A 25,740-nucleotide genomic window follows, 5' to 3' on the forward strand; every position below is an offset into this window, starting at 1 on the left:
CAGCTAAAATGACTTTTCTTTATCAGTTAACCCTAAGCAGATTAATTAGTCTTTTTCTTTCTGAAGAAAAGAACTACTGCTAAAGCTACTAAGATAATACCAACAATTGCAATGCCAGCACGTTCACCGGTTTGTGGCAAACTGTTGTCAGTTGATGAACCTTTACCAGATTGGCTTGGGGTTACGTTGCCGCTGTCGCCACCCTTGCGGTTCTTGTCAGGGGTTACGTTACCGTTGTCGCCGCCCTTATGCTTCTCATCTGGAGTAGTAGGCTTGTTTGGCTTTTCTTCGTCGCCTTGCTCAACTACCACAGTTTGTGCCTTGTCATTTTCATCGTGGTGTTCTGCAGTTGGGTTCTTTGGCAATTCGCCGTTCTTGTCGTTTGATACGTTAGTGCCTTCTGGGTACAAGTATTCAAATACTACGTACTTGTGACCAGCAGTTAATGTAACGTTACCAAAGCTAATTTCTTGACTGCCTGAGTAGTTGTCCTTATCAGCAGTTACAGTTGCATCTGCTTGAGCTACTACCTTGTTGCCGTCTGAAACATCAACCAAACGACCAACAAGTTTGTATGAACCCTTAGCCAAGTTACGCAATTCAACGTGGTCAGTTACAGTAGTTGATACTGTATCATCGCTAGTTGAAATTACCGCTTCTTGACTGTCGCTAGCTGAAGTCTTACCAGCAGTTACTGTAGTCTTGATTTCTGGCTTGTTTTCAGCAGGCTTTTCAGTCTTGTTAACTACAACTGTTTGTGCCTTGTCACTTGGATTTTCGTGGCTTGCAGTTGGGTTCTTTGGCAATTCGCCATTCTTGTCGTTTGGTACGTTAGTGCCTTCTGGGTACAAGTATTCAAATACTACGTACTTGTGACCAGCAGTTAACGTAACGTTACCAAAGTCAATTTCTTGACTGCCTGAGTAGTTGTCCTTATCAGCAGTTACAGTTGCATCTGCTTGAGCTACTACCTTGTTGCCATCTGAAACATCAACCAAACGACCAACAAGTTTGTATGAACCCTTAGCCAAGTTACGCAATTCAACGTGGTCAGTTACAGTAGTTGATACTGTATCATCGCTAGTTGAAATTACCGCTTCTTGACTGTCGCTAGCTGAAGTCTTACCAGCAGTTACCGTAGTCTTGATTTCTGGCTTGTTTTCAGTTGGCTTAACAGTCTTCTTAACCACAACTGTTTGTGCCTTGTCACTTGGATTGGTGTGACTTGCAGTTGGGTTTGATGGCACTTGACTATTCTTGTCGCCAGGAAGGTTGGTGCCTTCTGAGTACAAGTATTCAAATACTACGTACTTGTGGCCAGCCGTCAAAGCAACGCTACCAAAGTTAATATCTTTGATTGAGCTTGACTTGTCAGCGTCTGCTGAAACATCAGTACTTGCTTGCGCAACTACCTTGTTGCCATCAGTTACATCAACCAAACGACCCAATAACTTGTATGAGCCCTTAGCCAAGTTACTCAATTCAACATGGTCAGTTACTGCAGTAGTTACTTGATCTTCAGTAGTTGAGATGACTGCTTCTTGGCTGTCGCTAGCTGAAGTCTTATCAGCAGTTACTATCGTCTTGATTGATGGAACAACCGTATCCTTTGGCTTGTTGGTTACGATGTAGCCACCCTTGCCATCGGAAGCTACTACATAGTTGTAGTTTGAAGTCTTTTCAACAACATCGTAGGTATTAGTGTTACCACTAGCATCGAATTTCTTCAAGCCAGTGAATTCACCCTTCCAGTTGTTGCCAGCGTTTAAAGTGATAGTCTTGCCAGTTTCCTTGCCGTTTTCACGCAATTCAATGACAGCTTCTTCACCTTTAGCGCCATCTGCCCATCTCTTTTCAACCGGAACTGAAACAGTTGCAGTTGATGGTGAGTTGGTGATCGTGTAACCGTTAGTAGCATCACCAGATACTACATAGTTAAAGTTAGAAGTGATTTCCTTAACGGTGTATTTAATAGCATTGCCGTTTGAATCCTTCTTAGCTAATTCGTTAAATGAACTAGTCCAGTTGTTGGCTTCACTTAAAACAACAGTCGTGCGAGTTGCTTGACCGTTAGCGTAAAGCTCAACTACTGCGCTTTCACCCTTAGCACCGTCAGCCCACTTCTTGGTTACCTTGACTGAAGTGGTTTCCTTTTCAGGAGTGACGTTCTTAGGTGAGTTAGTTACTACGAATCCGCCCTTGCCGTCTTTTTCTACAGTGTAATTGTAGTTTGAGGTCTTTTCAGTGACTGCGTAGGTGATTTCCTTACCATTAGAATCGTACTTCTTAAGGTTAGTAAATTCGCCCTTCCAGTCATTCTTTTCATTCAAGGTGATCTTCTTGTCAGTTTCCTTGCCGTTTTCGGTCAAGACAATGACTGCTTCTTCACCCTTAGCGCCATCTGCCCACTTCTTGGTTACCTTAACTGAAGTGGTTTCTTCGGCTGGCTTTTCGTTCTTCTTAACAACAACCGTTTGTGCTTTGTCCTTTGGATTTTCGTGACTTGCATTAGGGTTCTTTGGCAATTCGCCATTCTTGTCGCTAGGAAGCTTAGTGTCACCTGAGTACAAGTATTCAAATACTACGTACGTGTGACCAGGAAGCAATTCTACCTTACCAAAGTCAATGTCCTTAGTTGAACTTGACTTGTCAGCATCTGCTGAAACATCAGTACTTGCTTGTGCAACTACCTTGTTGCCATCAGTTACATCAACCAGACGACCCAAGAGCTTGTATGAGCCCTTAGCCAAGTTAGTCAATTCAACGTGGTCAGTTACAGTGGTTGATACTGAATCATCGCTAGTTGAAATTACCGCTTCTTGACTTTCGTTAGCTGAGGTTGTACCTGCAGTTACTGTCGTCTTGATTGATGGGATAATAGTGTCCTTTGGCCAGTTGGTTACTACGTAACCACCCTTGCCATCAGAAGTTACTACATACTTGTAGTTTGAAGTCTTTTCAATGACTGAGTAAGTGATTTCCTTACCGTTGGAATCGTACTTCTTAAGGTTAGTAAATTCGCCCTTCCAGTCATTCTTTTCATTCAAGGTGATCTTCTTGTCAGTTTCCTTGCCGTTTTCGGTCAAGACAATGACTGCTTCTTCACCCTTAGCTCCATCTGCCCACTTCTTTACAACTGGAACTGAAACAGTAGCAGTTGATGGTGAGTTGGTAATCGTGAAGCCATTTTCTGCATCACCAGTAATCTTGTAATCGTAGTTAGAAGTTAATTCCTTAACGGTGTACTTAATTGCATTACCGTCTTTATCCTTCTTAGCTAAGTTGTCAAATGAACTAGTCCAGTTGTTGCCTTCGTTCAAAGTTACCTTCTTGCCAGTAGCCTTGTCGTTAGCGTACAACTCAACTTCTGCACTTTCACCCTTAGCACCGTCAGTCCACTTCTTAGTTACCTTAACTGAAGTAGTGTCTTCGGCTGGCTTTTCAGATTCAGTAGTAAATGCCTGTGCCTTGTCATTAGCGTCTTGGTGTTTTACAACATGTTGCGTTGCTTGGCCATCGTCGCCTTTGACAATCTTATTAGTTGAAGTAGCCGTTTCAAATACTACGTATTTAGCGCCTGCTTCTAACTTAACTTGACCAAAGTCAACTGAAGTTTGGCCGTTGGCAGCTTCTGCAGTGAACTTGTTTGAAGCTTCTGCCACTTGGGTGGTAGAACCGTCATTATTCACTTTCATCAATTGACCATGCAGAGTGTATTCTGAACCGGCAATCAAACCAGTGTAGTCAACCGTGTCGACAACTTGCTTAGTGCCAGCAGCAACACTTGCAGATTCAGACGCTGATGACTTAGTGCCGTCAACTGAAACAGTGGTTTGCAGCTTAGCATCCTTGCCAGTTGGCAATTCTTCACCAACTACAATCGTTTCAGCTTGATCATCTTTATTAGCATGGTTGATATCATGAGCTACCACGTCAGTACCATCAGTACCGCCTTGAACGAACTTATCAGTTGAAGTTGCCCGTTCAAAAGCAACATACTTGTAACCTTCTTCTAGGTTAACCGTACCAAAGTCAATATCAACTGTGCCGCTAGCTTCAGTGATCTTTTGTTCTTGTGAAGCTTGCTTTACATTAGTTACATTGCCATCCTTATCAATCTTTACCAGCGTACCAGTAAATTTGTAAGTATGACCTGGGAATAACCGTGTCAGTTACATTGTGGTCGCCTGCAGTCCTTGTCAAAGCTACTGACTTAGAGTCATCAACTTGACCAGTTGCATCTTGACCTAAAGTTGCTGATTTATCATCAGCCTTAATTGTAGTGTGCAATTGTGCTAATGAGCCGTCAACTGCTTTCACTGCAATTGTTTGAGCCTTATCATCATTACTTGCGTGAGATACTAAAGCTCCGGTTGGAACATCTTTATCTAGGCCAGGTGTTGTTACATCAGTGCCCTTGTAAAGATATTCGTAGACAACATATTTCTTGCCAGCTTCAAGTTTTACGCCCTTGAAGTTAACTTGAGCAGTTCCATCTGCCTTAGCTGGGGTAACCTTTTGTGTTGCTTCTGCTACAGGAGTTGCAGTGGTTTTACCAGAAGCATCAGTGGTTACTTCCATTAACCGACCAAGAAGCGTGTAGTCTGATTTAGCAGTTAAGCCGGTGTAATCAACATTATCAATTACATCGTGCGTACCTTCGCTTAAAGCTAAAGCAGAGCTGTCGCTAGCTTTGTCATCACCAACTTGAACAGTGGTGTGCAAAGTCATTTCATCTTGTGGCGTAATCGTGACACCAGCATAGCTAGTTTGCTCCTGTGGCGTCAGTTCAAGAACAGTTTGTGAGTACTCAGAGCCGATAGCGTTTGCGTTATCGCCTTTACCCGTTTGAGCACCAACAAATTCACGAACTACCCAGTGTCCAGTTGCTGAATCTTGGTACATTTCGTTACTGTTCATGTACGCTGTACCAACTACCTTATTAGTACCAACCTTGGTGAAGGCGACTGATGATGGAATCTGGTTCTCATCAGCTGTGCTTACTGAAAGAACCACTTCATCAGGGTAGTTGCCACTCTTGAAGGTAACTTTAGAGGTAACTTTGGTGTCAGTGATATCAGCTGAACTTAAAACATCCTTGCCATCCTTAGTAGCTGATTTAACAGTTACTGACTTTGGCATGTTTAAAGTTAAGCTGCTTGCGTTGTCAGTGTTAAACAATTTAACAGTAACGTTAGTCTTGCCATTGTTGCGGCTAACATCAGTAGTCTTGGTCTTGATCTCGTTTTGAGTATTTGGATTCTTCAAAGACCCATTTGCTCTAGCAGCTTCAACATATGCTACTAAGAGTCGAGCAATCCCGCGACCGCCTTCAGTTCTGTCAGACTCTTCCTTAAAGCCAAGAGCTCCGTTGTTAGTTGCCCCGCCTTGGAACAAGTCCATACCGCCAATTGGCCAGCCTTGAATGTACTTCAAAAGTGCATATTCAACACCCAAGATACCAACATGCGCCATGTCGTACATTCTCTCGCCTGTCAAGTCTGGCAAAGTTTTACTATTACCAGCTTGAATATCAGTTTGAACTGGAATCAATTCTTGGGAATCAGTCCCAGCCGCAATTGTTTGCGGTTGACCATTCTTGGTGGTGATCTTGTAGAGCATGTCACGAACTTGACCCTTGGTTAAGTTCGGGTCAAAAGCAGACTTAGCATCAGGGTTTTGCAAATTGCCACTCATCAGCTCATTGTATTCTGCCCGAATGTTCTTGTACATCTCGGTAAACGTTGGCCGATCGTAACTATCAGTTTCGATTCCGTTCATGCCAGCATTTTGTAAAACCGTACCCAACAAGTAACCTACTTCACTACCATTGTAAAATTGCGCTTGTGGTGAAAGTGAAAGTGGTTCTTGGTAATAGATGGAGTTTTGTCTTGGGACTTGGGCAGATGGGTTAATACACCAGTACCACTTGTACCTACCGTTATCTTGTTTTACCGGTGTTAAGAAAACCGTTGCCGTTTGAGTTGCATCGAGGTATTGGCTATTTAACGTTTTACCCCGTTCAGTATTTGGGTTAAACCGATAAGATGGGTTAATGTTTCGGTCCATTCCCATAAAAACAGTAGGAGCTGGGACACCGCCGTTTTGTAAGTTTGGATCAATAAATGACATATTGGTGTCAGTTACATAACGACTAACTCCAGCCACCTTTGCCGTGTCGCCAGCTGGAACAATTTCTGTATGGCGAACATAGAATAATCTCGTTGAGCCACCATCGCTAGCTTCTAAGGCCATTTGTAAACGACGAGCTTCAGAAGCACCGTATGTTTTAGTAACATATCCGTCAACTGTATCTGTACCCGTCGTATCGAAACCAGCCTTTAAGGCTTGTTCGTCATTCTTGGCGAAAACAGCGTTGCCGCGCATTGCCTTACCTAAAGAACGCACGTCAACTTTGCTAGAACTGCCGGAATGAGGCGTGTATGTAGAGCCAACATTAGCTTGCTGGCGCCCACTCATCCATTCATAAGTAGGGTACGGAGCTGACCCCGCAGCTGACTCCGCAGCTTGTACCGAACTACCTATTCCGGGCAGCAGTCCTAGGAACATTGAACCAACCAAAGCAGAAACCGTCAGGTTTCGCCACACATGCTTTGGATGGAACTTCCTAGCAAGTTTCATCATATTCACATCCCTCTAAAAGTTTTTCGGGGGAAAATCCCCTCCAACACACATTTGAGCCGCACACGCTCAAAATTTCATTGCGGAATCGCCACGTTCGCTCTTTCACAGATTAAAAGCACTTTCTGCAACTAAATTTCACGCACACATCATGAAAAAAATAGTTAAGCGATACTCCCGCCAATTCCATAATCATTATATATTGAAAGCTTCCACTAATTCAACATTATGATATATAAAAGTTCTGAAATCTTTGATTTTTCAGTTGTTGCATGTGATCTTTTTAAAATTTGTTTGTTATTTTTACCTTTTTAAAAACCTTATATTTGTCAAGTTTTTCAATTTGCGTAATTGTATAAAAAAAGAGAACCAAATATTTGGCTCTCTATTATAAAGTCGCTATTTTATTCACTAACTACAAGTTTATAAATGAAAAGACAACTTGTAAAAAACATACTAAAAACCCAGGAAATTATTTTTCCACCTATTTCAATCGCTTAGCCAATAAATAATCTGTCTGCGAATCTTCCCCTACCTGAAAAATATGCGCAGCTTCTTGAACAAAGCCATGCTTTTGATAAAAGCTTTGGGCAGGCAGATTCTTCTCATATACTCCCAGCCACAAGTAATCCTTTTGTTCTTTAACCGCCAAGTTTTCAGCATAATCCAAGAGGAGGTTGCCTAACCCATGATGTTGAAATTGGGGAAGCAAATAAATCCGTTCAACTTCCAAAGCGTTGGGCTTGAAGCGCTCTGTTTGTGCATCCCCGACGTTGACCTTCAGATATCCCGCTGTTTCGCCATCAACCTCAAGAAAGAAAAAACGACTATCTGGGTTGTTCAGCTCAGCAGCAAGCTTATCGATTGCGTAGCTTTCGCGTAAAAATTTCTCCATATCATCAGGTGCCGTATATGGGTCGAAAGTTGTTTTAAAAGTGATTCGAGCTATCTTTTGCAAAACCGGTAAATCTGTTTGGTTTATTGGGCGAATTTTAGTTTTCATATTTCTTCCTAAAAAATCAAAAATAAAATTATGTTTTCTCTGTTGACACACAAAAACAAAAAGGTCGGACCTCAGTCCGACCTTACATTATTGGGTTAGCTGGATTCGAACCAGCGCATGATGGTACCAAAAACCATTGCCTTACCACTTGGCTATAACCCATCCACTTGTGAGCTTTTACTTGTCGCTCAACGTTTATTATAATACCTAAAAATAGGATGGACGTCAAATGGTTTTAGCAAAAAAATGCAGTTTTTTCTAAATTTTTTTGCCTGGCCAAACGTATGAGTCAAAAGTTACCTTTTGTCCATCGCTGGTCAGCTTGGCTACCCCGCAGTTATTGAAGTCAAAAAATCGGGCATCTTGACAAGTAGCGCGAATATAGCTGCTCAAGGTATCGCCATGACCAACAATCAAAATCCGCTCACCATCCTGAGCGTCTCTTTGAATCCTCATCATCGCTCTTTTGATCCTCGCAGTCGCTGCCTGACGGCTTTCCATTGGCGGCTGCAATAATTTAGCAATGGGATACCACCAAATTCCTCGGCCTTCGGCAAAACCGTAATTGCGCTCTTTCAAATTCTTCAAGCGCTTATACGGTACTCCCTGCCCTAAAATTATTTCCAAGGTATCGCTGGTACGTTCCTGGGTTGAACAATATGCATGATCAAACTCCAAGGAATGTTGGGCAAAGTAATCCCGTACCGCCAAAGCCTGCTTTTTTCCTCGTTCAGTCAAAGGTGAATCTGAACTGCCTTGCATTCGGTGCTGCTGATTAAACAAAGTTTCACCATGGCGCACCAAATAAAGTTCAATTGCCATTATGCTAGTCCTTCTGCTGGCCAACCAGTTTCAATAAAGCTTGCTTTTTCAGGATTATCATCTGCATATTCGAGACGGGCATAAGCTGCATTACGGAAACCTGGAAAAGCTGTTTCACCGGTAGCAAACCGTAAATAACGGGCCAAGATCTCACCATGTCCTGCAACTAGTGCCGTTTCGCCATCTTCCATTCGGTCCAAAATAAAACTGACCGCCCGGCTCATCCGCACAACCGTATCTTCAGGAGCTTCCATGGTTTCAATCGTATTTGCCCCACCATTATTCCAAGGCAGCAAGTACTCATCATCGCCCTCATAAATGCCGTAATCTCTTTCCCGCAAGTCTTTCAATCTAACGTATGGCATTTGCGGTACTAAAATTTCCAAAGTATCAACTGCCCGTTCCTGCGTTGAAGAATAGGCATATTGGAATTTTAAGCCGGCTTGCTTAAAGTATTCCCGCGTCTTTACTACTTGCCGAATCCCTAAGTCAGTCAAAGGCGAATCGCAGCGTCCTTGTACCTTATGGTGAAAGTTAAAAAAAGTTTGTCCGTGTCTTACTAAATAGATTGTTTTGGTCATGTGTCTTCCTATAAAAATTATGGCTTAAAGCTAAGGTTATATTGCTTGCTCTTAACTACAAATCTTGGAACTGAAATATAGTGTAATGAATAGACTTTGCCTACCCGTGAAACACTGAAACCATAGTAGTTCCAATCGCCATCGTGACTTGAGCCTTGAGTATTGAACAAGTCTCCGGCATGGCCCCATTCACGGTAGTAAGCCTGCTTTTTGGCATATTTGTCGCTAGAAGCAGTATAGCCAAAGACCATTTGCTTAATGCCGAAGTAGATGGATTTCTTCAACTGCGTCATCGTCATCTTATATTGATTGCTCTTGAAGCCAGCCATATCTTCAACATAATTGTCATTTAAGTTCAAGCCATTTTTCTTGGATGCTCGAACAATTCCGGCAGTATAGTGGGATTGTTGCGCAATTCCGCGCTTATGTTTGGTATATTCCTTAGCAATATCACTAGCTAGCTTCTCAGTTCCCTTTGAGTATTTCCATGGCTTGAGACCCAATTTAGCTCTGGCCTGGTTAATCATATCTAGGGAAAACTTAGCCAGTTCGGTTCTTTGTTTGCTAGTCAGCTTATCCGGTCTAACCTTGGTTTTATTATCCTTTTTCTTAGCGTATTTCTTATTTGAGCTAAAAGTGTTTTCTTTAACGCCCTTCATTGACGCCTTGATAAAAGTTTTCGACGGCTTCCCCTGGTAGGCCTTTAATAAAGCAGCCCGGGTATAGCCTTTAGGCAAAGTAAACTTGACCCCGGTAGTTGACTTATATTTATAAGCCTTCGCTGCCACGGTTTGGGCATTGCTGGTAGGCATGACTGCCATCATCGGTAATGCCAAACTCGCTGCTAACAGCAAGGTTAAAATTCGTTTCTTCATCATTATCCCTTCCTCAATTTCATGAGTTATATATCTTTCCTACCTTAATTAAACCCATTGTTCGCCAAAAGCGCAAGATTTTTCGCATAGAAAAAAGGCTTCCTGACGGAAGTCTTTTTAACTACTCAGTTTTTAACAAACTTATTTTTAGTACCAACCGTTTGCTTCCCAGAATGCCTTAGCAGCAGTCCATGAACCGTAACGAGCTAATACGTAAGCATTGGCAACCTTTTCTTGGTTAGCTGCAGAGTAGTCACCATTCAAAAGTGACTTAGAAAGTTGGTACTTACCATAGTAGTTACCGTTTGAGGCAGTGTATGAACCGCCTGATTCCTTGTTAGCAATCCAAGCCTTAGCAGCTGCTTCAGAAGAGCTTGATGAGCTGGTGGTAGTAGTGGTCGTGGTTGAAGTTGAGCTGTAGCTCTTGGTTGAGCTGTAGCTAGTAGTTGAACTGTAGCTCTTTGAAGAGTTGTTTGAGTTTGAGTTGTTGTAGTTGTTGTTCTTAGCAGCAGTGTAGTTGCTGTTTGCTAAAGCCTTGGTTGAAGTGTACCAACCAACTACAACTTCGCTACCCTTAACCCATTGGTTTTTACCCAAGTCGTACCAAGTAGCACCATTATATGAAACAGTCTTGATAACCTTCCAGTGTGAGTTGGCCTTCAAAGTTTGACCAGTAGCAACTGGGTTAACATAACTGTTGTAGACGTTAATGTAGCCTTGTGCGTTAGTTCTTACAGTTACAACGTTTGAGTTTTGAGTAGTAGTTGCGGCGTGAACCGTGTTGTTATTTACAGTGTTTAAAGTGGCTGCGCCTGCCAAAGTAAATGCGGCAACAGCAAGTGACTTAACGATAATAGACTTAAATTTCAAAAGAATTCTCTCCTTAATCGATTTTTCGTATTTAATAGAAATCCAGATTTTTGAATTTCGTTCTTTCGATGTCATATCCAATTGACAAGTCTTATAGTACAGGGTGAAAATTTCAGAGGAGTAACAGAATAATCACGGAGATATTAAAGAATATTACTTCAGAGGGCAAATATTGTAATCTGGTGTAATACTTTGTAATATTTGCTCAATCCGTGTAATATTTTGTCACATTGTAAGATTGTTGAAGCTATTTCAGTTTTTTGATCCTAGATTGGAGAAAAAAAAGCAAATTTGCGAGAATTATTGTCACAGCTTTTATGCTTATATATAGAAGAAACTCGAAAAATCAGCTTTTTCTTTACTCGCTATGTCATTTTGGGGGCTTGACGTTTTATCATTTGGCAAGAAAAAAACGCCTAGCCCGAAAGGCTAGACGCTCTTTGTAGTATCCTGATGCCAATTATTGGAATCGAACCAACGACCTTCTCTTTACGAGGGAGATGCTCTACCGACTGAGCTAAATTGGCAAATTGCAACATAAACAATATACCAGATCAGCGAAACAGTTTCAACAATTTGACCAAAGAAAAGGCTATCATGATATTTTTAGTTTACCAAACACTTGTTAAAGGCTAAAATGTGAGTTGATGTTGAAATAAAATGAGGTATTAAACATGAAAATTTTAGTCATCGGCGGCGCCGGTTATATCGGCTCCCACGCAGTTAAGCGTTTAGTTGCTGACGGCAACGACGTGGTTGTCTTGGATTCACTTTTTACTGGTCACCGCAAGGCCGTGGATCCAAAGGCTAAGTTCTACCAAGGTGATCTATTAGACACCTTCTTAGTTGGCAAGATTTTAGAGGAAGAAAAGATCGAAGCCGTAATGCACTTTGCCGCTTATTCATTGGTTCCTGAATCAGTTAAGAAGCCATTGAAGTACTACGAAAACAATGTTTCCGGCATGATTTCATTATTGAAGGCAATGGACTTTGCTAAAGTTAAGTACTTGATCTTCTCATCAAGTGCTGCAACTTACGGCATTCCGAAGACTTTGCCAATTACTGAAGACACTCCGCTTGATCCAATCAACCCATATGGCGAAACCAAGATGATGATGGAAAAGATCATGCACTGGGCTGATAAGGCTGACGGCATTAAGTCAATTGCACTTCGCTACTTCAACGTTGGTGGTGCTGCTGGCGAAATCGGTGAAGACCATGATCCAGAAACTCACTTGATCCCTAACATCTTAAAGAGCGTTAACGATCAAAAGCAACCATTGACGATCTTCGGTGACGACTACGACACTAAAGACGGTACCAACGTCCGTGACTACGTCCAAGTGGAAGACTTGGTTGATGCCCACGTTTTGGCCTTGAAGCACTTATTGGCAACCAACAAGTCAGATATCTTTAACTTAGGTACTGCTCACGGTTATTCCAACTTAGAAATCGTTGAAGCAGCTAAGAAAGTTACCGGCATCGACATCCCTTATACGATTGGGCCTCGTCGTGGCGGTGACCCTGATTCATTGGTAGCCAACTCTGACAAAGCTCGTAAGATTTTGGGCTGGAAGCCAAAGCACGAAAGTGCCGAAGAAGTTATCGCAACTGCCTGGGAATGGCACAAGAATCACCCAGCTGGTTTTGACGATTAATTACTAGATTGATCAATTTTGAGCAAGTTTGTTGAAATAACAGGCTTGCTTTTTTTGTTGCTTTTTATCTTTGTAAAAAAATTCCCTCAAATTACTAAATTCACTATTTGTACTTAAACTTTTGTGTTAACATAATTACTGTAAAGCATGAAAGCGCTTAGATATTAGTCCTGAAACAAGGAGGATTCAATTTTATGAGTACAAAAGAACGCTATTCTCAAGCAGAACTTAGAAAAGCAAATCCAATGTTTAGCCGGGTAAGATCAACTATTGAAACGGCTTTTTACGGCAACAATGTGCATGAAGTCACAAGTGTGGCTGAAGCTTACAACTTAGCTAAAAAACAACCTGGAGTCATTGTTACCGACTTACCAATCTTGCATACGGCTGAACTTGGTTTGCCAAAAGGAGCAACCCAATTAGTATACAACCATGGTAAAATCTTAGGCCGGACTGCTAGTGCACGGCACTTTGTCGATGACCCAGATGAAGATGCTGAAGCTTTAGCTGGCAACCTGCGCGAAGACATTTACGCCGGTCACGAGCAAAAATACTTAAAGGCAACCGTTTTAGTTGGCCTTGACCCATCCTTCACGGTTAAAGCTCACGTTATGATGCCAGAAGATCAAGCGTTCAACCTGTTATCATACATTTTGAACTTCCACTTCTTTGACGATGAAGCCGAAAAGATGTACAAGGAAAGCAAGTTCTACAACGAACCTGACATCTACTTCTACTTCGACCCGAATGTTACTGACCCAGACTATCCTAAGGGCTTAGGCGTCTTTGACGCTCCGCATAACTGTGCTGCTGTCTTCAGCTTGCGTTACTTCGGCGAACTGAAGAAGGGTACTTTGACTTTAGCTTGGGCAATGGCTCACCGGAACGGCTACACTGCTTGCCACGGTGGTGAAAAGAGCTTCCACTTCACTGACAAGCCTGATAAAGTATTTGCCTTCTATGGCCTGTCAGGTTCAGGCAAGTCAACTCTGACTCACGCAACTCATGGCGGCAAGTATGATATCACGGTTTTGCACGACGATGCCTTCATCATCTCGCGGGAAAATGGTTCTTCAGTCGCACTTGAACCATCATACTTCGACAAGACTCACGACTACCCTGCAGGTCACCACGAAACCAAGTACTACACCACGGTCATGAACTGTGATGTAACTTTAGATGAAGATGGCAAGAAGGTTTTGGTAACTGAAGACTTGCGCAACAACAACGGCCGGGTAATCAAGACCCGCTACACTTCAGCTAACCGGGTAGACTACGAAGAAAACCCAATTACTGCCCTCTTCTGGATTATGAAGGATGGTTCATTGCCACCACTTTTGAAGATTGATGACCCAACTTTGGCAACAACCATGGGCTTGACCTTGGCAACGAAGCGGACTAGTGCCGAAAACTTGCCAGAAGGCTTTGACATGAACACCTTGGTTATTGAACCATTTGCTGACCCATTCAGAGCATATCCGGTATCAGGCGACTACGCCGACTTTAAGGAATTGTTTGAAAAGCGCGGTGCTAAGTGCTACGTTTTGAACACCGACGCCTTCATGGGCAAGGATATTCCAAAGGAATTGACCATGGACTTGGTTGAAAAATTGGCCAACACTGATGGCGAATGGAAACCATTTGGCAACTTCAAGGGTGTATCCTACATGCCAATTGATGGCTATGAAGTTCACCTCGACGACCCAGCCTACCAAGAAACTTTGGTTAAACGGATGCAAGACCGTCTGAACTGGTTGAATAGCTATGACCAAGAACATCCAAAGACCCCAATTCAAGCAGAAGCTAAGGAAACTTTGGAAGGCATTATCAAAGAATTATCATAAAACTATTGCGTAATCGAACTTAATATCCATCAAATAATAACCCCGCCTCAATGAGGCGGGGTTATTTGTGGTCTTAGAGATTGTTGACAATATTTAAAGCATTCAAGCTGCGCGGATAGCCAATGAAGGGTTCATTAGCCAGCACAATCTTCCGCAAAAATTCTTGGTCATTGCCATTACGGACATTAGCCTGAGCGTGTGACTTTAATTGTGGTTCCACCCCGCCCTGGGCAGCTAGATAACAGAAAGTGATCATTTCCCGGTCTTGGTCGTTTAACTTAGTCCGCGTGTAGTAGTCGCCGAAGCAGTTTTTCACCAGCCACTTGTTGATGGTTCCCTTCTTGGCAAAATTTTTCATTTGTGGTCCAAAAAGACGAATTTGGGTCGCTTCGCCAGCTTCCAAGCGCTCTTCTTCAGCTAAGCCGACAGTTGCGCCTTTTGGCAAGTCAGCAGCCTTGATGGCTTGATAAAATGGCAAAACCCGTCCTAAGCCCAAGTAATCGACGGCTTGGTAAACTACTTCTCTTGCTTCTTCTGGACTCACGCCGTTTTTAAGAGCAACTGGCAAAAGCAGTTTAAATTCATCAATTCCTTGACAGCCTAATAAATAAGCAAGGTTAGATAAAAGGCGCGTCCGATCTGGCAAATCAACTTCATCTAACACCTCGCCAAAAGCAAAGTTGTCAATTATGGCACTTGCTTCGGGATTATCTGCTTTTAAATACTCATCATGAGCTTTTCGTAAGTCTGCTTTTAATGACATTATTATTTCCTTTCTACTAATAATTCTGCTTACTTATATTTTCAACCATCAAGCTAGAAATTAAAACTACTTATTAATCATGTTTTACCATAAGCAGCTGTTATAGCAAAAATGAGCTGCAACTGATTGCTGCAACTCATTTTCTGAGGTTTTAGGTTTAAATATCTTGTTTATTTATAGGTTAACTGAGGAAAATTTTTTAAGTCCTAATTGTGAAAAGCTATTGTTTTACTGTGTATTTCTCTAATAGGCTAATTAGTTAATGCCCTTGCCGCTGTAGCAATCTTGCATCAACAAGCCAATTTGATTAATCAATGGGGCAACTGGGTTGGTTACCGTGTTTTGGTCGCCATAAGCTTCAACTGCCAAGTTTGCAACTGCCTTGTTAAATGAAGTCTTATCGATTCCGTAATCCTTGTAGGCTAATTGAATACCAACGGCGTGGGCCAAATCAATGATCTTTTGTACTAATTTTTCAACTAATTCAGCATCACTGTTGCCACTGAGGCCAATTGACCGCGCAATGTTAGCATAGTCCTTATCAGCCCGGTAAACTGAGTAGTGTGGCCACATAGCCAATTTTTCAGGGCGTTTAGCATTGAAGCGGATAACTTGTGGCAAAGCAACAGCATCACTAACGCCGCTTGGCAGGTCAAAAGTTGAACCAACCGTGTGGGCAATTGAGTGTTCCAAGCCTAAGAAGGCATTAGCATAAGCCATCCCTGCCAAGGTCGAAGCGTTGTGCATCCGTTTTCTAGCTTCTTGGTCACCCTTATATGAAGCTTCCAAGTTGTCGAAAATCAATTGGGCAGCTTCAAGCGACCAGCCCCGAGTAAAGTCGGTAGCCATGGTTGAAACATAACTTTCAATGGCATGGCCTAAAGCTTCAAAGCCAGACCAAGCAACCAGCTTAGCCGGCAATTCGGCTACAAATTGATCGTCAACAATTGAAACGTCAGGATTCAAAGAGTAGTCGCACAAAGTGTGCTTGATGCCAGTCTTGGCATCTTTAATGATGGCTACGGGTGAAACTTCTGAACCAGTTCCCGAAGTAGTTGGGATACATACTAATTGCAAGTCATTAGTCTTTGGGAAGCGCACGGTCCGCTTACGGATGTCCAAGAACTTTTGATAGCTTTCAGCAAAAGTCATTTCGGGGTTTTCGTAGAATAACCGCATAGCCTTAGCAGCATCCATGACGCTCCCGCCACCGATTGCCACTACAACGTCTGGCTTGAAGATGTTCATCCGGTGAACGCCATCTTGGATGACATCAGTTGTTGGGTCGTGGCTAACGGCCTTAAAGATTTCGTATTCCTTCTTGCCCCGACGCTTGGAAATGATGTCGGCAATTTCATCGGCAAAGCCTTTTTCAGCAACTCCTTCATCAGTTACGATGAAAAAGCGACTAACGTTTGGCATGTGCTTTAAATAGTTGGCAGCGTTATGTTCAAAGTAGGTTTTAGAAGGAACTTTTACCCACTGCATGTTGTCTCGTCTCATGGCAACCGTCTTAATGTTAAGCAAGTCATGAGCTGAGATGTTGTGGCTCATTGAGTTAGCACCGTATGAACCAGTCCCCAAGGTTAATGATGGGGTCATATTGTTGTACAAGTCACCAATTCCGCCTAGGGCAGCCGGCGTATTTACCAAGATCCGGCAAGCTGACATCTCGTCGGCAAATTGGTCGATCAACTTTTGGTTTTCGGTGTGAATGCCGGCAGTGTGGCCCCGACCACCGTAATTCAGCAAGTCGTGACAAATCTTAAAGGCATCCTTGGCATCCTTTGCCCGGTATAAAGTAAAGACTGGGGAAAGCTTTTCAGCTGACAATGGGTAAGCCTTGCCGACGCCCTTGTATTCCGCAATGATAACCTTGGTGTTGGCAGGTACTTGAACGCCGCAAAGTTCGCCGATCTTAACCGCAGAACGACCAGCAACAGGACCAGCAACGGTCAAACGCCGCGGATCAATGAACTTTTCTTCGAACTTCTTGATTTCTTCCTTGTTAAGGAAGTAGCAGTTCCACTTCTTAAATTCTTCTTTGACTTGATCATAGATGGCGTCATCAACTACAACTGAGTTTTCAGAAGCACAAACCATCCCGTTGTCAAAGGTCTTTGACAAGACAATGTCATAGACAGCCCGTTCAACATTGGCTGACTTTTCAATGTAGGAAGGACCGTTGCCAGGACCAACGCCCAAGGCCGGCTTGCCTGATGAATATGCAGCCTTAACCATGCCAGGACCGCCAGTAGCCAAAATCATTTGAATGCCTGGGTTAGTCATCAAATCGCTGGTTGCTTGCATGCTTGGTTCAGGAATCCATTGAATGACATTCTTTGGTGCGCCGGCAGCTTCAGCTGCAGCTTCCAAAATTTCCGCGGTCCGCACACAAGATTGTTGTGCTTGTGGGTGGAAGCCAAAGATAATCGTGTTCCGCGTCTTCAAGGCAATCATTGACTTAAAGATAACCGTTGAAGTTGGGTTGGTAACTGGCGTTACTCCAGCAATTACGCCCACCGGTTCAGCCAATTTCTTCAGGCCTTGTTCCTTGTCTTCTTCGATTACGCCAACCGTCTTTTCGTGGCGTAAACTGTTCCAAATATTTTCACTTGCATATAAGTTCTTAGTAATCTTATCTTCGACGATTCCCCGTCCAGTTTCATCCACGGCCATTTTTGCCAATTCATAGGCGTGTTGTTCACCGGCCGTAGCCAAAGCTTCACAGATACGGTCAACTTGTTCTTGGGTGAAGTTGGCCATCTTATCTAAGGCCACATGTGATTTTTTTACCAAATCATCGACCATATTGTAGATTTGTTCGTTTTTAGTTTCTTCAGAGACTGTTTCTTTTTGTTGTACTTTAGGCATTTAGCTTACCTCTTATGACTTCATGTACTTTTGTGAACTAATTTACAATTCATATAATACCACGTTGAAACCGTTTGTAAATGCTTATTTTGCGATTCTCATGCCTTCACTAACATTTACATACACCCCGTAAATTGGTCTATAAGTAATGGAAGCGCTTTATATTTATTTTGTTTGTGAAATAAATAACTTTTGTTCTTATCTGCTAAAATTTTATGATTTTGGAAAATCCTTAAAATATTTTAGGATTTGATTACAAGTCCTGCTAGAATTTATATAATAGACTTTTGAGTTATTATCAAAATTACTTTTAATATTTGGAGATGTTTATGGCGAAAAACGAGCAAACACAAACAGACGTCGGATATAAACGCAGTCTTAGCAATTCCCACGTCCAGCTGATCGCACTTGGGGGAACGATTGGCACGGGGCTTTTTCTGGGTGTGGGCGACAGCATTCACTTATCTGGCCCCAGCGTTATTCTGACTTATATTATTGTCGGGTTTTTTATGTTCATTTTGATGAGAGCTTTAGGTGAACTAATCCTCTCAGATTTGACCAAACACACCTATATTGATTTTATTGAAAAATATTTAGGCAAAAATATTGGCTTTGTGACCGGCTATTTATATTGGCTAAGTTGGGTCACGCTGGCAATGGCGGAAGTCAGTGCTTTGGGGATTTATTTTAAGTATTGGTTCCCGCACCTCGCCAGCTGGATCCCTGGCTTAATCACCGTGATAGTCTTGCTCACAATTAACCTGATCTCGGCCAAAGTATTCGGCAACCTCGAATTTAGTTTTGCCATTATCAAAATCGTAACGGTTATTGCTTTTGTCATTTTAATTATTTGGCTTGGTTTAACCGGCAGCAAAACCCAATTTGGCGCAATTAGTCTGAGCAATTTAACTAATCATGGCTTCTTTGCCCATGGCCCACGAGGCTTTTTCCAAGGCTTTCAGATGGTCATCTTCGCCTTTATCGGCGTCGAAATGATCGGAATTACGGCCAGCGAGGTGCAAAACCCCCAAACCACCATGCGCAAGGCAATCAATGAAATGCCGCTAAGAATCATTCTGTTTTATGTGGCAGCAATTATTGCCATTTTGGCAACCATCCCTTGGCAAAAAGTGGCAACCTCTTCCAGCCCCTTTGTTCAAGCTTTGGGAGCAACCGGCATCAATGGCACTAGCTCAATTATCAACTTTGTGGTAATTTCAGCTGCAATTTCATCCATTAACAGTTTTCTTTACAGTGCCGGCCGTCTGCTCTTTTCGATTACCTGGCATGGCAAAGGAAAGTGGAACGAAACTTTTGGCAAATTGTCAATGCGGCAAGTTCCGCGCAATGCCCTAATCTTTTCGGCCTTGTTAATTGCCTGTGAACCGCTGATCACCTTGGTTATTGGCGATTCCGCCTTCAACTTCATTTCATCCACCTCTACCAGCATGTTCCTGGTTATTTGGATTTTAATGGTGTTGACCCACTTGGCTTATCGCAAACGAACCAGTCCTGACCAGCTGCCAGATTTCCAACTAAAAGGCTATCCTTATAGCGATTATCTGCTGCTGGGCTTCTTCAGTTTTATCGTCTTGCTCCTGCTCTACTTGCCTAACTATCGGATTCCGATGACCACTGCAATTGTCGTCTTCATTGTCCTTTATGGCTTTACTAGGGTTTATCAGCAAAAAAAGACCACTGACTAAAGAAAAAAGCAAGATTCTAACGAATCTTGCTTTTTTTGTTGCTTTATCTTAATTGGCGCTGCCATTCATTAAGCAAAGCATAGAGCGAACCATATAAGTTGGCATCGCTGTGGAAATGACAAGGTACAATTTCTGGTGGCGTGAAGGTCTGGGCTAAAATTGGGTTCTCAGCTAATAATTTTTGATATTGGCGCTTAATCTCCTCAATCAGCACCGCTTCACTGGAAATTCCGCCGCCGATAGCAATCCGTTCACTATCAATGACTGCTTGCAAGTTCATAATCAATTGCGCAATCTGGTAGCAATAGCTTTGGAAAATTGCAACTGCCTCTGGCTGACCCGACTTAATGGCGGCAAAAGCAGCCCGGCCATCTTTTTTATCTGGCAGGTTTAAGGCTGTCGCAATTTTTTCAATCATGCCAACGGCTGAACAATCATAGCCAACATAGCGATTGGCAGACCCGTCAGCTTTTTCCTTAAAATGATCAAGCATGAAGCTGAGTTCACCCGCTTGGAAATTGCTGCCATGGATTAATTGGTGGTTAACGACGATCCCGCCGCCAACCAGGGTTCCCAACACAATCACTGCACCATTTGGGACATCATGCAAACTGCCCATCCACAGCTCAGCTAAAGCAGCTGCCTTACCATCATTTTCTACGCCCGTTAAAAGCCCATAGCGTTCTTCCAAATACTCTTTAATTTTGGCCCCGTGCAGAAATGGCAGAGCACCGCCAAAGTAAACGATACCCGTATTTAAGTCGACTTTGCCAGGTACACAAACGGCAATTGCCCGGATGCGCTTTAAATTTGGCGCAACAATTTTATCCAATAATGCATAAAATTCAGCTAAATTATGGCAGTCTGATTTGACCGATCCCCGACTGATCAACTTGCCTGAGCGATTTAAAATACCATACTTAATATTGGTCCCACCAACATCAATTGCTAAATAATCTTTGGCCATGATAAGCTCCTTCCTATAAGTATCCGCTTTCATTATAACTGCTTTTTCTACCCTCTGAAAGTACTTAGTGATAAGATAAGCAATAATGAGTAAGAGGAGATCATAGCATGGAGCTTAGAGTTTTACGCTACTTTGTAGCCGTCGCTGATGAAGGCAACATGACCCGGGCGAGCAAAAAACTGCTAGTTTCGCAACCAGCTTTATCGCGACAAATTGCTGATTTAGAAGAAGAATTGGGAGTTAAGCTGTTTGACCGCAAGCCCCGCAACTTGCAGCTAACCTCGGCTGGCCGCTATTTGTATCAGCAGGCCAAAGAAATTTTAACCCTTACGGAAAAGACTGCCCTTAATTTGCATACTGAAAAGATAGTTAGTGGCGACCTAACCATAGCTGCTGGCGAAACTTTAGGGATGTGTCGGGTCACGCAAGTCGCCAGTCAACTGTTGCAACGTTATCCGCAAATTCAGCTGCACCTGCTCACAGGAGATTATGCTTACAGCGAACGCAAGGTGATCAACGGTACCGCCGACTTTGGGGTAATTGTGGGCAATTTACAGCTTGATAACTTCAATCGGATGCAGCTGCCAGAATATGACCGCTGGGGCGTTTTAATGCCTGCTGACGACGCATTAGCGCAAAAATCTGTTATTTATGCAAAAGACTTATTGGGGCGCAAGCTGCTCAGACCCCAGCAGGCGGCTAGCCAAGGGTATTTCGATCGCTGGTTCGGCAATTTCAACGAGCAAATCAAAATAGTAGGAACCTTTAATCTTAACTACAATGCCTCTTTGCTGGTAAAAGAACATACTGCCCTAATCATCACGCTAGAACATATGCATTCCGTTGGCCCCGATAGCAACCTCGCCTTTAGGCCCCTTTTCCCTGATCAAACCTTGCCAGTCAATGTCATTTGGACCAAAGAACGCATGCTTTCGCCCGTTGCGCAGGTATTTTTAGACCTATTAGAACACTCACTAAAAAACACTAAGCCAACCGAATTTGAATAAACAACAGCAAAAATGCTTTTGCTGGAAAAAAGAATCTGACTCCGATAGAATATCGGAATCAGATTTTTATTCAGTAAAATAATTATTTTGTCCCAATTTTGTGGTTCATATCAATGGTCTGCTTTTTTGCTATTTTGATAATTCAGCTAAATTCAATGCTAAATCACTTTTTTTAATTACTTCTGGATCATGCGAAACAATCAAAATTGTCTTTCCCTGCTGAGTCACTTGACGTAAGGCTTTCAGCAGCTTATCTCGAGTTCCCGGATCCAGCGAACCGGTCGGTTCATCGCATAGCAACAATTTACATGGCTTGAGAATCGCTCTAACTAATGCAATTCGCTGCTGTTGGCCACCAGATAACTGACCGCCTTTTTGTTTTTCATCCAAGTCAAGCTCTAGCTGCTCTAGCAATTGTTGCTTTCGTTCTTCAAAAGCACTGCGTCTCTCATGTTGCAGATTCGCTAGTGCTAAATTTCGTTTCACGCTTTGATCGTTTAAGAGTGCATAGTTTTGAAATAAATAGCTAATCTCGGTCCGCAGAATTTTTCTAGCTTTTAAACTGCCAGGTTTAGGGGCATTTTGTCCAAATATTTTTATTTCACCACTATTAGGCTTTTCTAAAAGTCCAATTATATTCAGCAAAGTTGATTTGCCCGATCCGCTTTTACCGTAAATTGTAGTTATTTTTCCAGTGGGGACCTTTAAATGTAAATTTTCAAAAACAGTTTTTTGATTAAAACTCTTGCTTACCCCGCTTAATTCAACAGCATTATTCATCTAAAAACTTCGCCATCGCTTTCTTGGTAAAAATTCGCAGACCTAGTTGACTAATTACAAAATCAGCTGCAACTGTCGCTGCAAAAAGCAGTTCTGCTAATGTCAGCGGCATTTTCGTCCCGTAAACTTTGGTAAATCCCAAGACCACCACAAGTTGAATCAGCCATAACAGCCAATAATTTCGCTCAGCCTTTAACGGTGAAATGCCTAAAGTTAGCTTAATAGCCACCTCTCGGCCATAAACTGCCAGATATAAATAAATCATTGTGATTGTTATCAGCAGATAAATCATCAAGCTAAGTAAAATTACTAGCCAATCTTCCTTAGCATCACCTGCTTCACTTTGCAATTCTGCCCGTCTGGTCTGGTCAGCTCTAATCATATTGGGGATTTCATCACTAAGTTCATATTTTGCTAGAATCGGCAAATACTGTCGATACAACTGCTTAGTCGTCCTCCCTTTAAGCGGAATTTTGATCGTATCTGCAGCCGAACCGGTAAAAGCATTCAATACACGGACTTCTTTTAGATATTTTTGAGAAAGGACGGCAATATACCGATAATCTTTAATTTTTCTGCCTTCAGTATTATAAATAGGCTGATTAGATTTGATCCAAATTACCTGTTTTTTTACTTTATCAGCTCCGGCAACAATTTGCTTTAAGTGAGCATGATATTTTTGCGGAATTAGCAGCGTTAGCGGATCATCCTCGGTTAAGGCCACTTTTTTACCATCTGCTTTAAGTATTGGGTTGAAACGAAGATAATTCATATTAACGTCCGCCCCGCGCTGCCAGTATGAATTCTTGGCTAGCATACTGCTAGTGTCAATAAATAAGGCACCATCACGATTTAATTTTGGGTAAAGATACTTTAGTTCCCTTTGACCGCTGTCGTATGGACTTTGGACTTGTGCATATCCAGTCTCAACTGGAAAGTAACTTGCATAGCCATGATAAACAACATTATCGTTCGTAGTTAACAAGCTGTATCCCAGCTGCACCACTGGCGTAATATTAGTTAAGACAAAAAATAGCAAAATCCCTTTAGCGGCAAAAGCTAATTTAAAGAACGATTTATAGTACGCCTGTTTTACTACAATGCGATCTTTAGGTACTTTCTCCATTATTTTAGTCAGGAGGAATGCGAACGAATACTCAAGTAAAATGATTAATCCGACCGTCCTAATATTGAACCAAATTATTGAGTTAAAGCCTTTTAGCAATTCATAAATTACGCTAATAATCATAGGGGGAATTGAGCCCCAGAGTAATTCGGGCAAAATTATTTGTTGCAATATTTCGCTGGTGGTCATTCCCAGTAGCTGGTAAACGCCAATATCATAAATAAAAGCCATGCAGTAAAGCACAAAGAAGACTAGCTGAAAAATGACAATGGTCACTGTCAGCTGATATAACTCATTATCATTTAGATCTAGCAAATCGTCAGTACTGTATAAAGCCTCGGGCTTAAAATCTTGCAGCTGATAATGGCTGGAAAATTCCAAATTATAGTTATACCGTAAATTTCGGTAAAAACGTCTAACTACAGCAGGATCATCGGTTTGAATAAAGAAAATTCCTTTGCGTGATACTGGAGCAGAATTCTTGGAAAAATTTTCAACGGTAAAATCTACTGCACCATACTTTTGTAATTTTTTAGCTTGTCTGCGTTTCTTCGTCGAGTAAACTTGACCATTATGGAAAGTACGGTTGAAGTTTTCCCCTAGTAGACTTTTATTAAAATCACTGACTTCAAAAATTATTTGCTGATAATTAGTATCATAACGATAATGCCGATAATCTCTGCCTGCTCCCGCATAGCTTGTCCGTCGAATAAATGGTACCGATAGCTGGGCGCTAGTTTTTCTGATCACTTTCAATTGGCGCAAATATTCTTTGGTGCTATCGGCTTCATTAGGTAACCCTAGTTGAGTGTATTGGCTGGTAACATCGGCCTCCTGATAAATACGCTGATCCGCATAATTTTCAGTGAAATAAAACATTACCAAAAAGGCCATGAAAATGTTTACGCCGACTAGGATAAGTTTTAAAACTTTTTTGTACAATTATCTTCCCCAATAAAAAAGAGCTGGAATAGCAGCTCTCATATTTACTTGATATAACCGTAATAGGCTTTAGCAGTACCATAACCTACGGCAACTCCAACCAAACAAGCAGTCAATTTGGGACTGCTTGTTTGTTATTCATCAGAAGACTCGGCTTCACGTTCATCACTGGCTTTTTTTACGTTATCGTGCTTAATCAATCGCCAGCCTGTTAGCGCCGTGGTAATCACGCTGGCCAAAACCAGCAACATGGTCGAAGTACCAATAGAAGTGGCATAGGTCTGCAATTGACTGGTAAATTTGCCAACCCAGTTTTGACTAGTGGTGCTGCTCGACAGCTGCATGACACCATAGACCACACTAACTGTCTCTATCAGGGATACCAAAAAGGCGGTCAGGCGATTTTTCCGCATCCCTTTCCAAGTCTGAACCAGCACAACCAACGGCAGCACAATCAAGAGCAGCCAAACGACATAGGCCATAATGCCATAAGTAAAAGTTTTAGATGAACCTAAGAGTTTAGCGCCAATTGTCAGCAAAGTATTGGAGATGGACAATTTTTGGTTATAGGTTGCCTGATCGACCGAAGCTCCAGCACCGGCAAAAACCACGATTAAAGTAACCAGTGCCAAAAACATGGTAGTCAGCCCCAACAAGTCAACCCGACGCTTGCGGGCTTGCTTTACCCGGTCATTGACCTTCGGATGCTTTTCTTCAAGATATGCTTCCCGGCGACTGCGGTTTTTGTCCAACTTATTAAAGACATTGGAACCCACCTGGTTGATCTTTTGGGTTAAGCGCAAATCAGCCGTGTACTGCTCGATCCGCGAAGCCCGTTCACAAATGACATAAAGCCAAATCATCAAGGCGAGGAACAAAACCCAGCCTGCAAGGCGGGAAAAGCTCATCACCACCAGCAAAAAGACTCCTAATAAGTAAACAATGGTGGCGTTCTTACGCACCCACTCGATCATCTTTTTGACTGTACCATTCTGCTGCTCTGGGTAAAATTCCGCCCGATAAGCTGCTCGTTTGGCAATTTTTTTGCCCTCTTCCTGCTGATCGGTAAAGGGGGCATTTTCATGCTGATCAGTAAAAAAGGTGTCGCGGTATTTTTTTAAGTTAAATCCGCAATTAGGGCAAATATCAACCGCTTCTGACAGTTGTTGCCCACAATTAGGGCTCTATAATTTTTCCTGTTGATGGTTTATCTATATGATATCCTGTTAACAGGATTTTTTATTGCGCAAGAAAAAGAGGCCATAGCCTCTATTTCTCAA

At 42.3% G+C, this 25,740-nt stretch carries 17 protein-coding genes, 2 tRNA genes and 1 pseudogene; 4 read left to right on the forward strand and 16 right to left on the reverse strand.

What is annotated here, in order from left to right:
- Nucleotides 1-41 precede the first annotated feature (41 nt).
- From KI210_RS01185 to KI210_RS01225, 10 genes and pseudogenes are all read right to left on the reverse strand, one after another.
- The gene (locus KI210_RS01185; RefSeq protein WP_212780060.1) at nt 42-3,932 is read right to left on the reverse strand and encodes a Cna B-type domain-containing protein; all 3,891 of its coding nucleotides are present in this window, start codon (nt 3,930-3,932) and stop codon (nt 42-44) included.
- Nucleotides 3,933-4,172, reverse strand: a pseudogene (locus KI210_RS09145) (hypothetical protein); the annotation flags it as partial.
- Nucleotides 4,114-6,645: a VaFE repeat-containing surface-anchored protein gene (locus KI210_RS01190; protein WP_212780061.1), complete on the reverse strand. Its 2,532-nt coding sequence runs from the start codon at nt 6,643-6,645 to the stop codon at nt 4,114-4,116. The gene KI210_RS01190 and the pseudogene KI210_RS09145, both read right to left, overlap by 59 nt.
- A 481-nt stretch (nt 6,646-7,126) precedes the next feature.
- Nucleotides 7,127-7,645, reverse strand: a complete 519-nt coding sequence (locus KI210_RS01195) for a GNAT family N-acetyltransferase (RefSeq protein ID WP_212780062.1) — start codon at nt 7,643-7,645, stop codon at nt 7,127-7,129.
- Nucleotides 7,646-7,735: 90 nt separating this feature from the next.
- Nucleotides 7,736-7,807 (reverse strand) — tRNA-Gln (locus KI210_RS01200).
- 96 nt (nt 7,808-7,903) lie between these two features.
- Nucleotides 7,904-8,467 (reverse strand): histidine phosphatase family protein, encoded by a 564-nt coding sequence (locus KI210_RS01205; RefSeq protein WP_212780063.1) that lies wholly within the window; start codon nt 8,465-8,467, stop codon nt 7,904-7,906.
- On the reverse strand, nt 8,467-9,048 hold the full coding sequence (locus KI210_RS01210; RefSeq protein WP_212780064.1) for a histidine phosphatase family protein: 582 nt from the start codon (nt 9,046-9,048) through the stop codon (nt 8,467-8,469). Before KI210_RS01210 ends, KI210_RS01205 begins: the two co-directional genes overlap by 1 nt.
- 17 nt (nt 9,049-9,065) lie before the next feature.
- Nucleotides 9,066-9,923: an SEC10/PgrA surface exclusion domain-containing protein gene (locus KI210_RS01215; protein ID WP_212780065.1), complete on the reverse strand. Its 858-nt coding sequence runs from the start codon at nt 9,921-9,923 to the stop codon at nt 9,066-9,068.
- A 147-nt stretch (nt 9,924-10,070) separates the two neighbouring features.
- Nucleotides 10,071-10,793, reverse strand: a complete 723-nt coding sequence (apf, locus tag KI210_RS01220; protein WP_212780066.1) for an aggregation-promoting factor — start codon at nt 10,791-10,793, stop codon at nt 10,071-10,073.
- Between the two features lie 454 nt (nt 10,794-11,247).
- Nucleotides 11,248-11,320, reverse strand: a tRNA-Thr gene (locus tag KI210_RS01225).
- 147 nt (nt 11,321-11,467) lie between these two features.
- Here KI210_RS01225 and galE point away from each other — a divergent pair.
- Entirely contained in the window at nt 11,468-12,451 is a 984-nt protein-coding gene (galE, locus tag KI210_RS01230; protein WP_212780067.1) for a UDP-glucose 4-epimerase GalE, read from the forward strand.
- 194 nt (nt 12,452-12,645) lie between these two features.
- A complete protein-coding gene (locus tag KI210_RS01235; RefSeq protein WP_212780068.1) occupies nt 12,646-14,295 on the forward strand; it encodes a phosphoenolpyruvate carboxykinase (ATP) in 1,650 nt (549 codons plus the stop codon).
- A gap of 73 nt (nt 14,296-14,368) precedes the next feature.
- Here KI210_RS01235 and KI210_RS01240 read toward each other — a convergent pair whose 3' ends face one another.
- Nucleotides 14,369-15,058, reverse strand: coding sequence for a carboxymuconolactone decarboxylase family protein (locus KI210_RS01240; protein WP_212780069.1), 690 nt, complete (start codon nt 15,056-15,058; stop codon nt 14,369-14,371).
- Between the two features lie 255 nt (nt 15,059-15,313).
- Entirely contained in the window at nt 15,314-17,932 is a 2,619-nt protein-coding gene (gene adhE / locus KI210_RS01245; RefSeq protein WP_212780070.1) for a bifunctional acetaldehyde-CoA/alcohol dehydrogenase, read from the reverse strand.
- Between the two features lie 329 nt (nt 17,933-18,261).
- On the opposite strand from adhE, the gene KI210_RS01250 reads away from it, so the two are divergent.
- On the forward strand, nt 18,262-19,638 hold the full coding sequence (locus tag KI210_RS01250; protein WP_212780071.1) for an amino acid permease: 1,377 nt from the start codon (nt 18,262-18,264) through the stop codon (nt 19,636-19,638).
- 43 nt (nt 19,639-19,681) lie between these two features.
- Here KI210_RS01250 and KI210_RS01255 read toward each other — a convergent pair whose 3' ends face one another.
- Nucleotides 19,682-20,605 (reverse strand): ROK family protein, encoded by a 924-nt coding sequence (locus KI210_RS01255; RefSeq protein WP_212780072.1) that lies wholly within the window; start codon nt 20,603-20,605, stop codon nt 19,682-19,684.
- A 107-nt stretch (nt 20,606-20,712) separates the two neighbouring features.
- Between KI210_RS01255 and KI210_RS01260 the strand changes: the two genes are divergently transcribed.
- Nucleotides 20,713-21,612: a LysR family transcriptional regulator gene (locus KI210_RS01260; RefSeq protein ID WP_212780073.1), complete on the forward strand. Its 900-nt coding sequence runs from the start codon at nt 20,713-20,715 to the stop codon at nt 21,610-21,612.
- A gap of 129 nt (nt 21,613-21,741) precedes the next feature.
- Here KI210_RS01260 and KI210_RS01265 read toward each other — a convergent pair whose 3' ends face one another.
- From KI210_RS01265 to KI210_RS01275, 3 genes are all read right to left on the reverse strand, one after another.
- Nucleotides 21,742-22,392, reverse strand: coding sequence for an ATP-binding cassette domain-containing protein (locus KI210_RS01265; RefSeq protein ID WP_212780074.1), 651 nt, complete (start codon nt 22,390-22,392; stop codon nt 21,742-21,744).
- The gene (locus KI210_RS01270) at nt 22,385-24,460 is read right to left on the reverse strand and encodes a bacteriocin-associated integral membrane family protein (protein WP_212780075.1); all 2,076 of its coding nucleotides are present in this window, start codon (nt 24,458-24,460) and stop codon (nt 22,385-22,387) included. The genes KI210_RS01265 and KI210_RS01270 overlap by 8 nt, the downstream gene beginning before the upstream one ends.
- A 134-nt stretch (nt 24,461-24,594) precedes the next feature.
- Entirely contained in the window at nt 24,595-25,434 is an 840-nt protein-coding gene (locus KI210_RS01275; protein ID WP_308778543.1) for a hypothetical protein, read from the reverse strand.
- Nucleotides 25,435-25,740 lie beyond the last annotated feature (306 nt).

The sequence above is a fragment of the Lactobacillus corticis genome (genome assembly GCF_018327645.1).
Taxonomy (GTDB): Bacteria; Bacillota; Bacilli; order Lactobacillales; family Lactobacillaceae; genus Lactobacillus; species Lactobacillus corticis.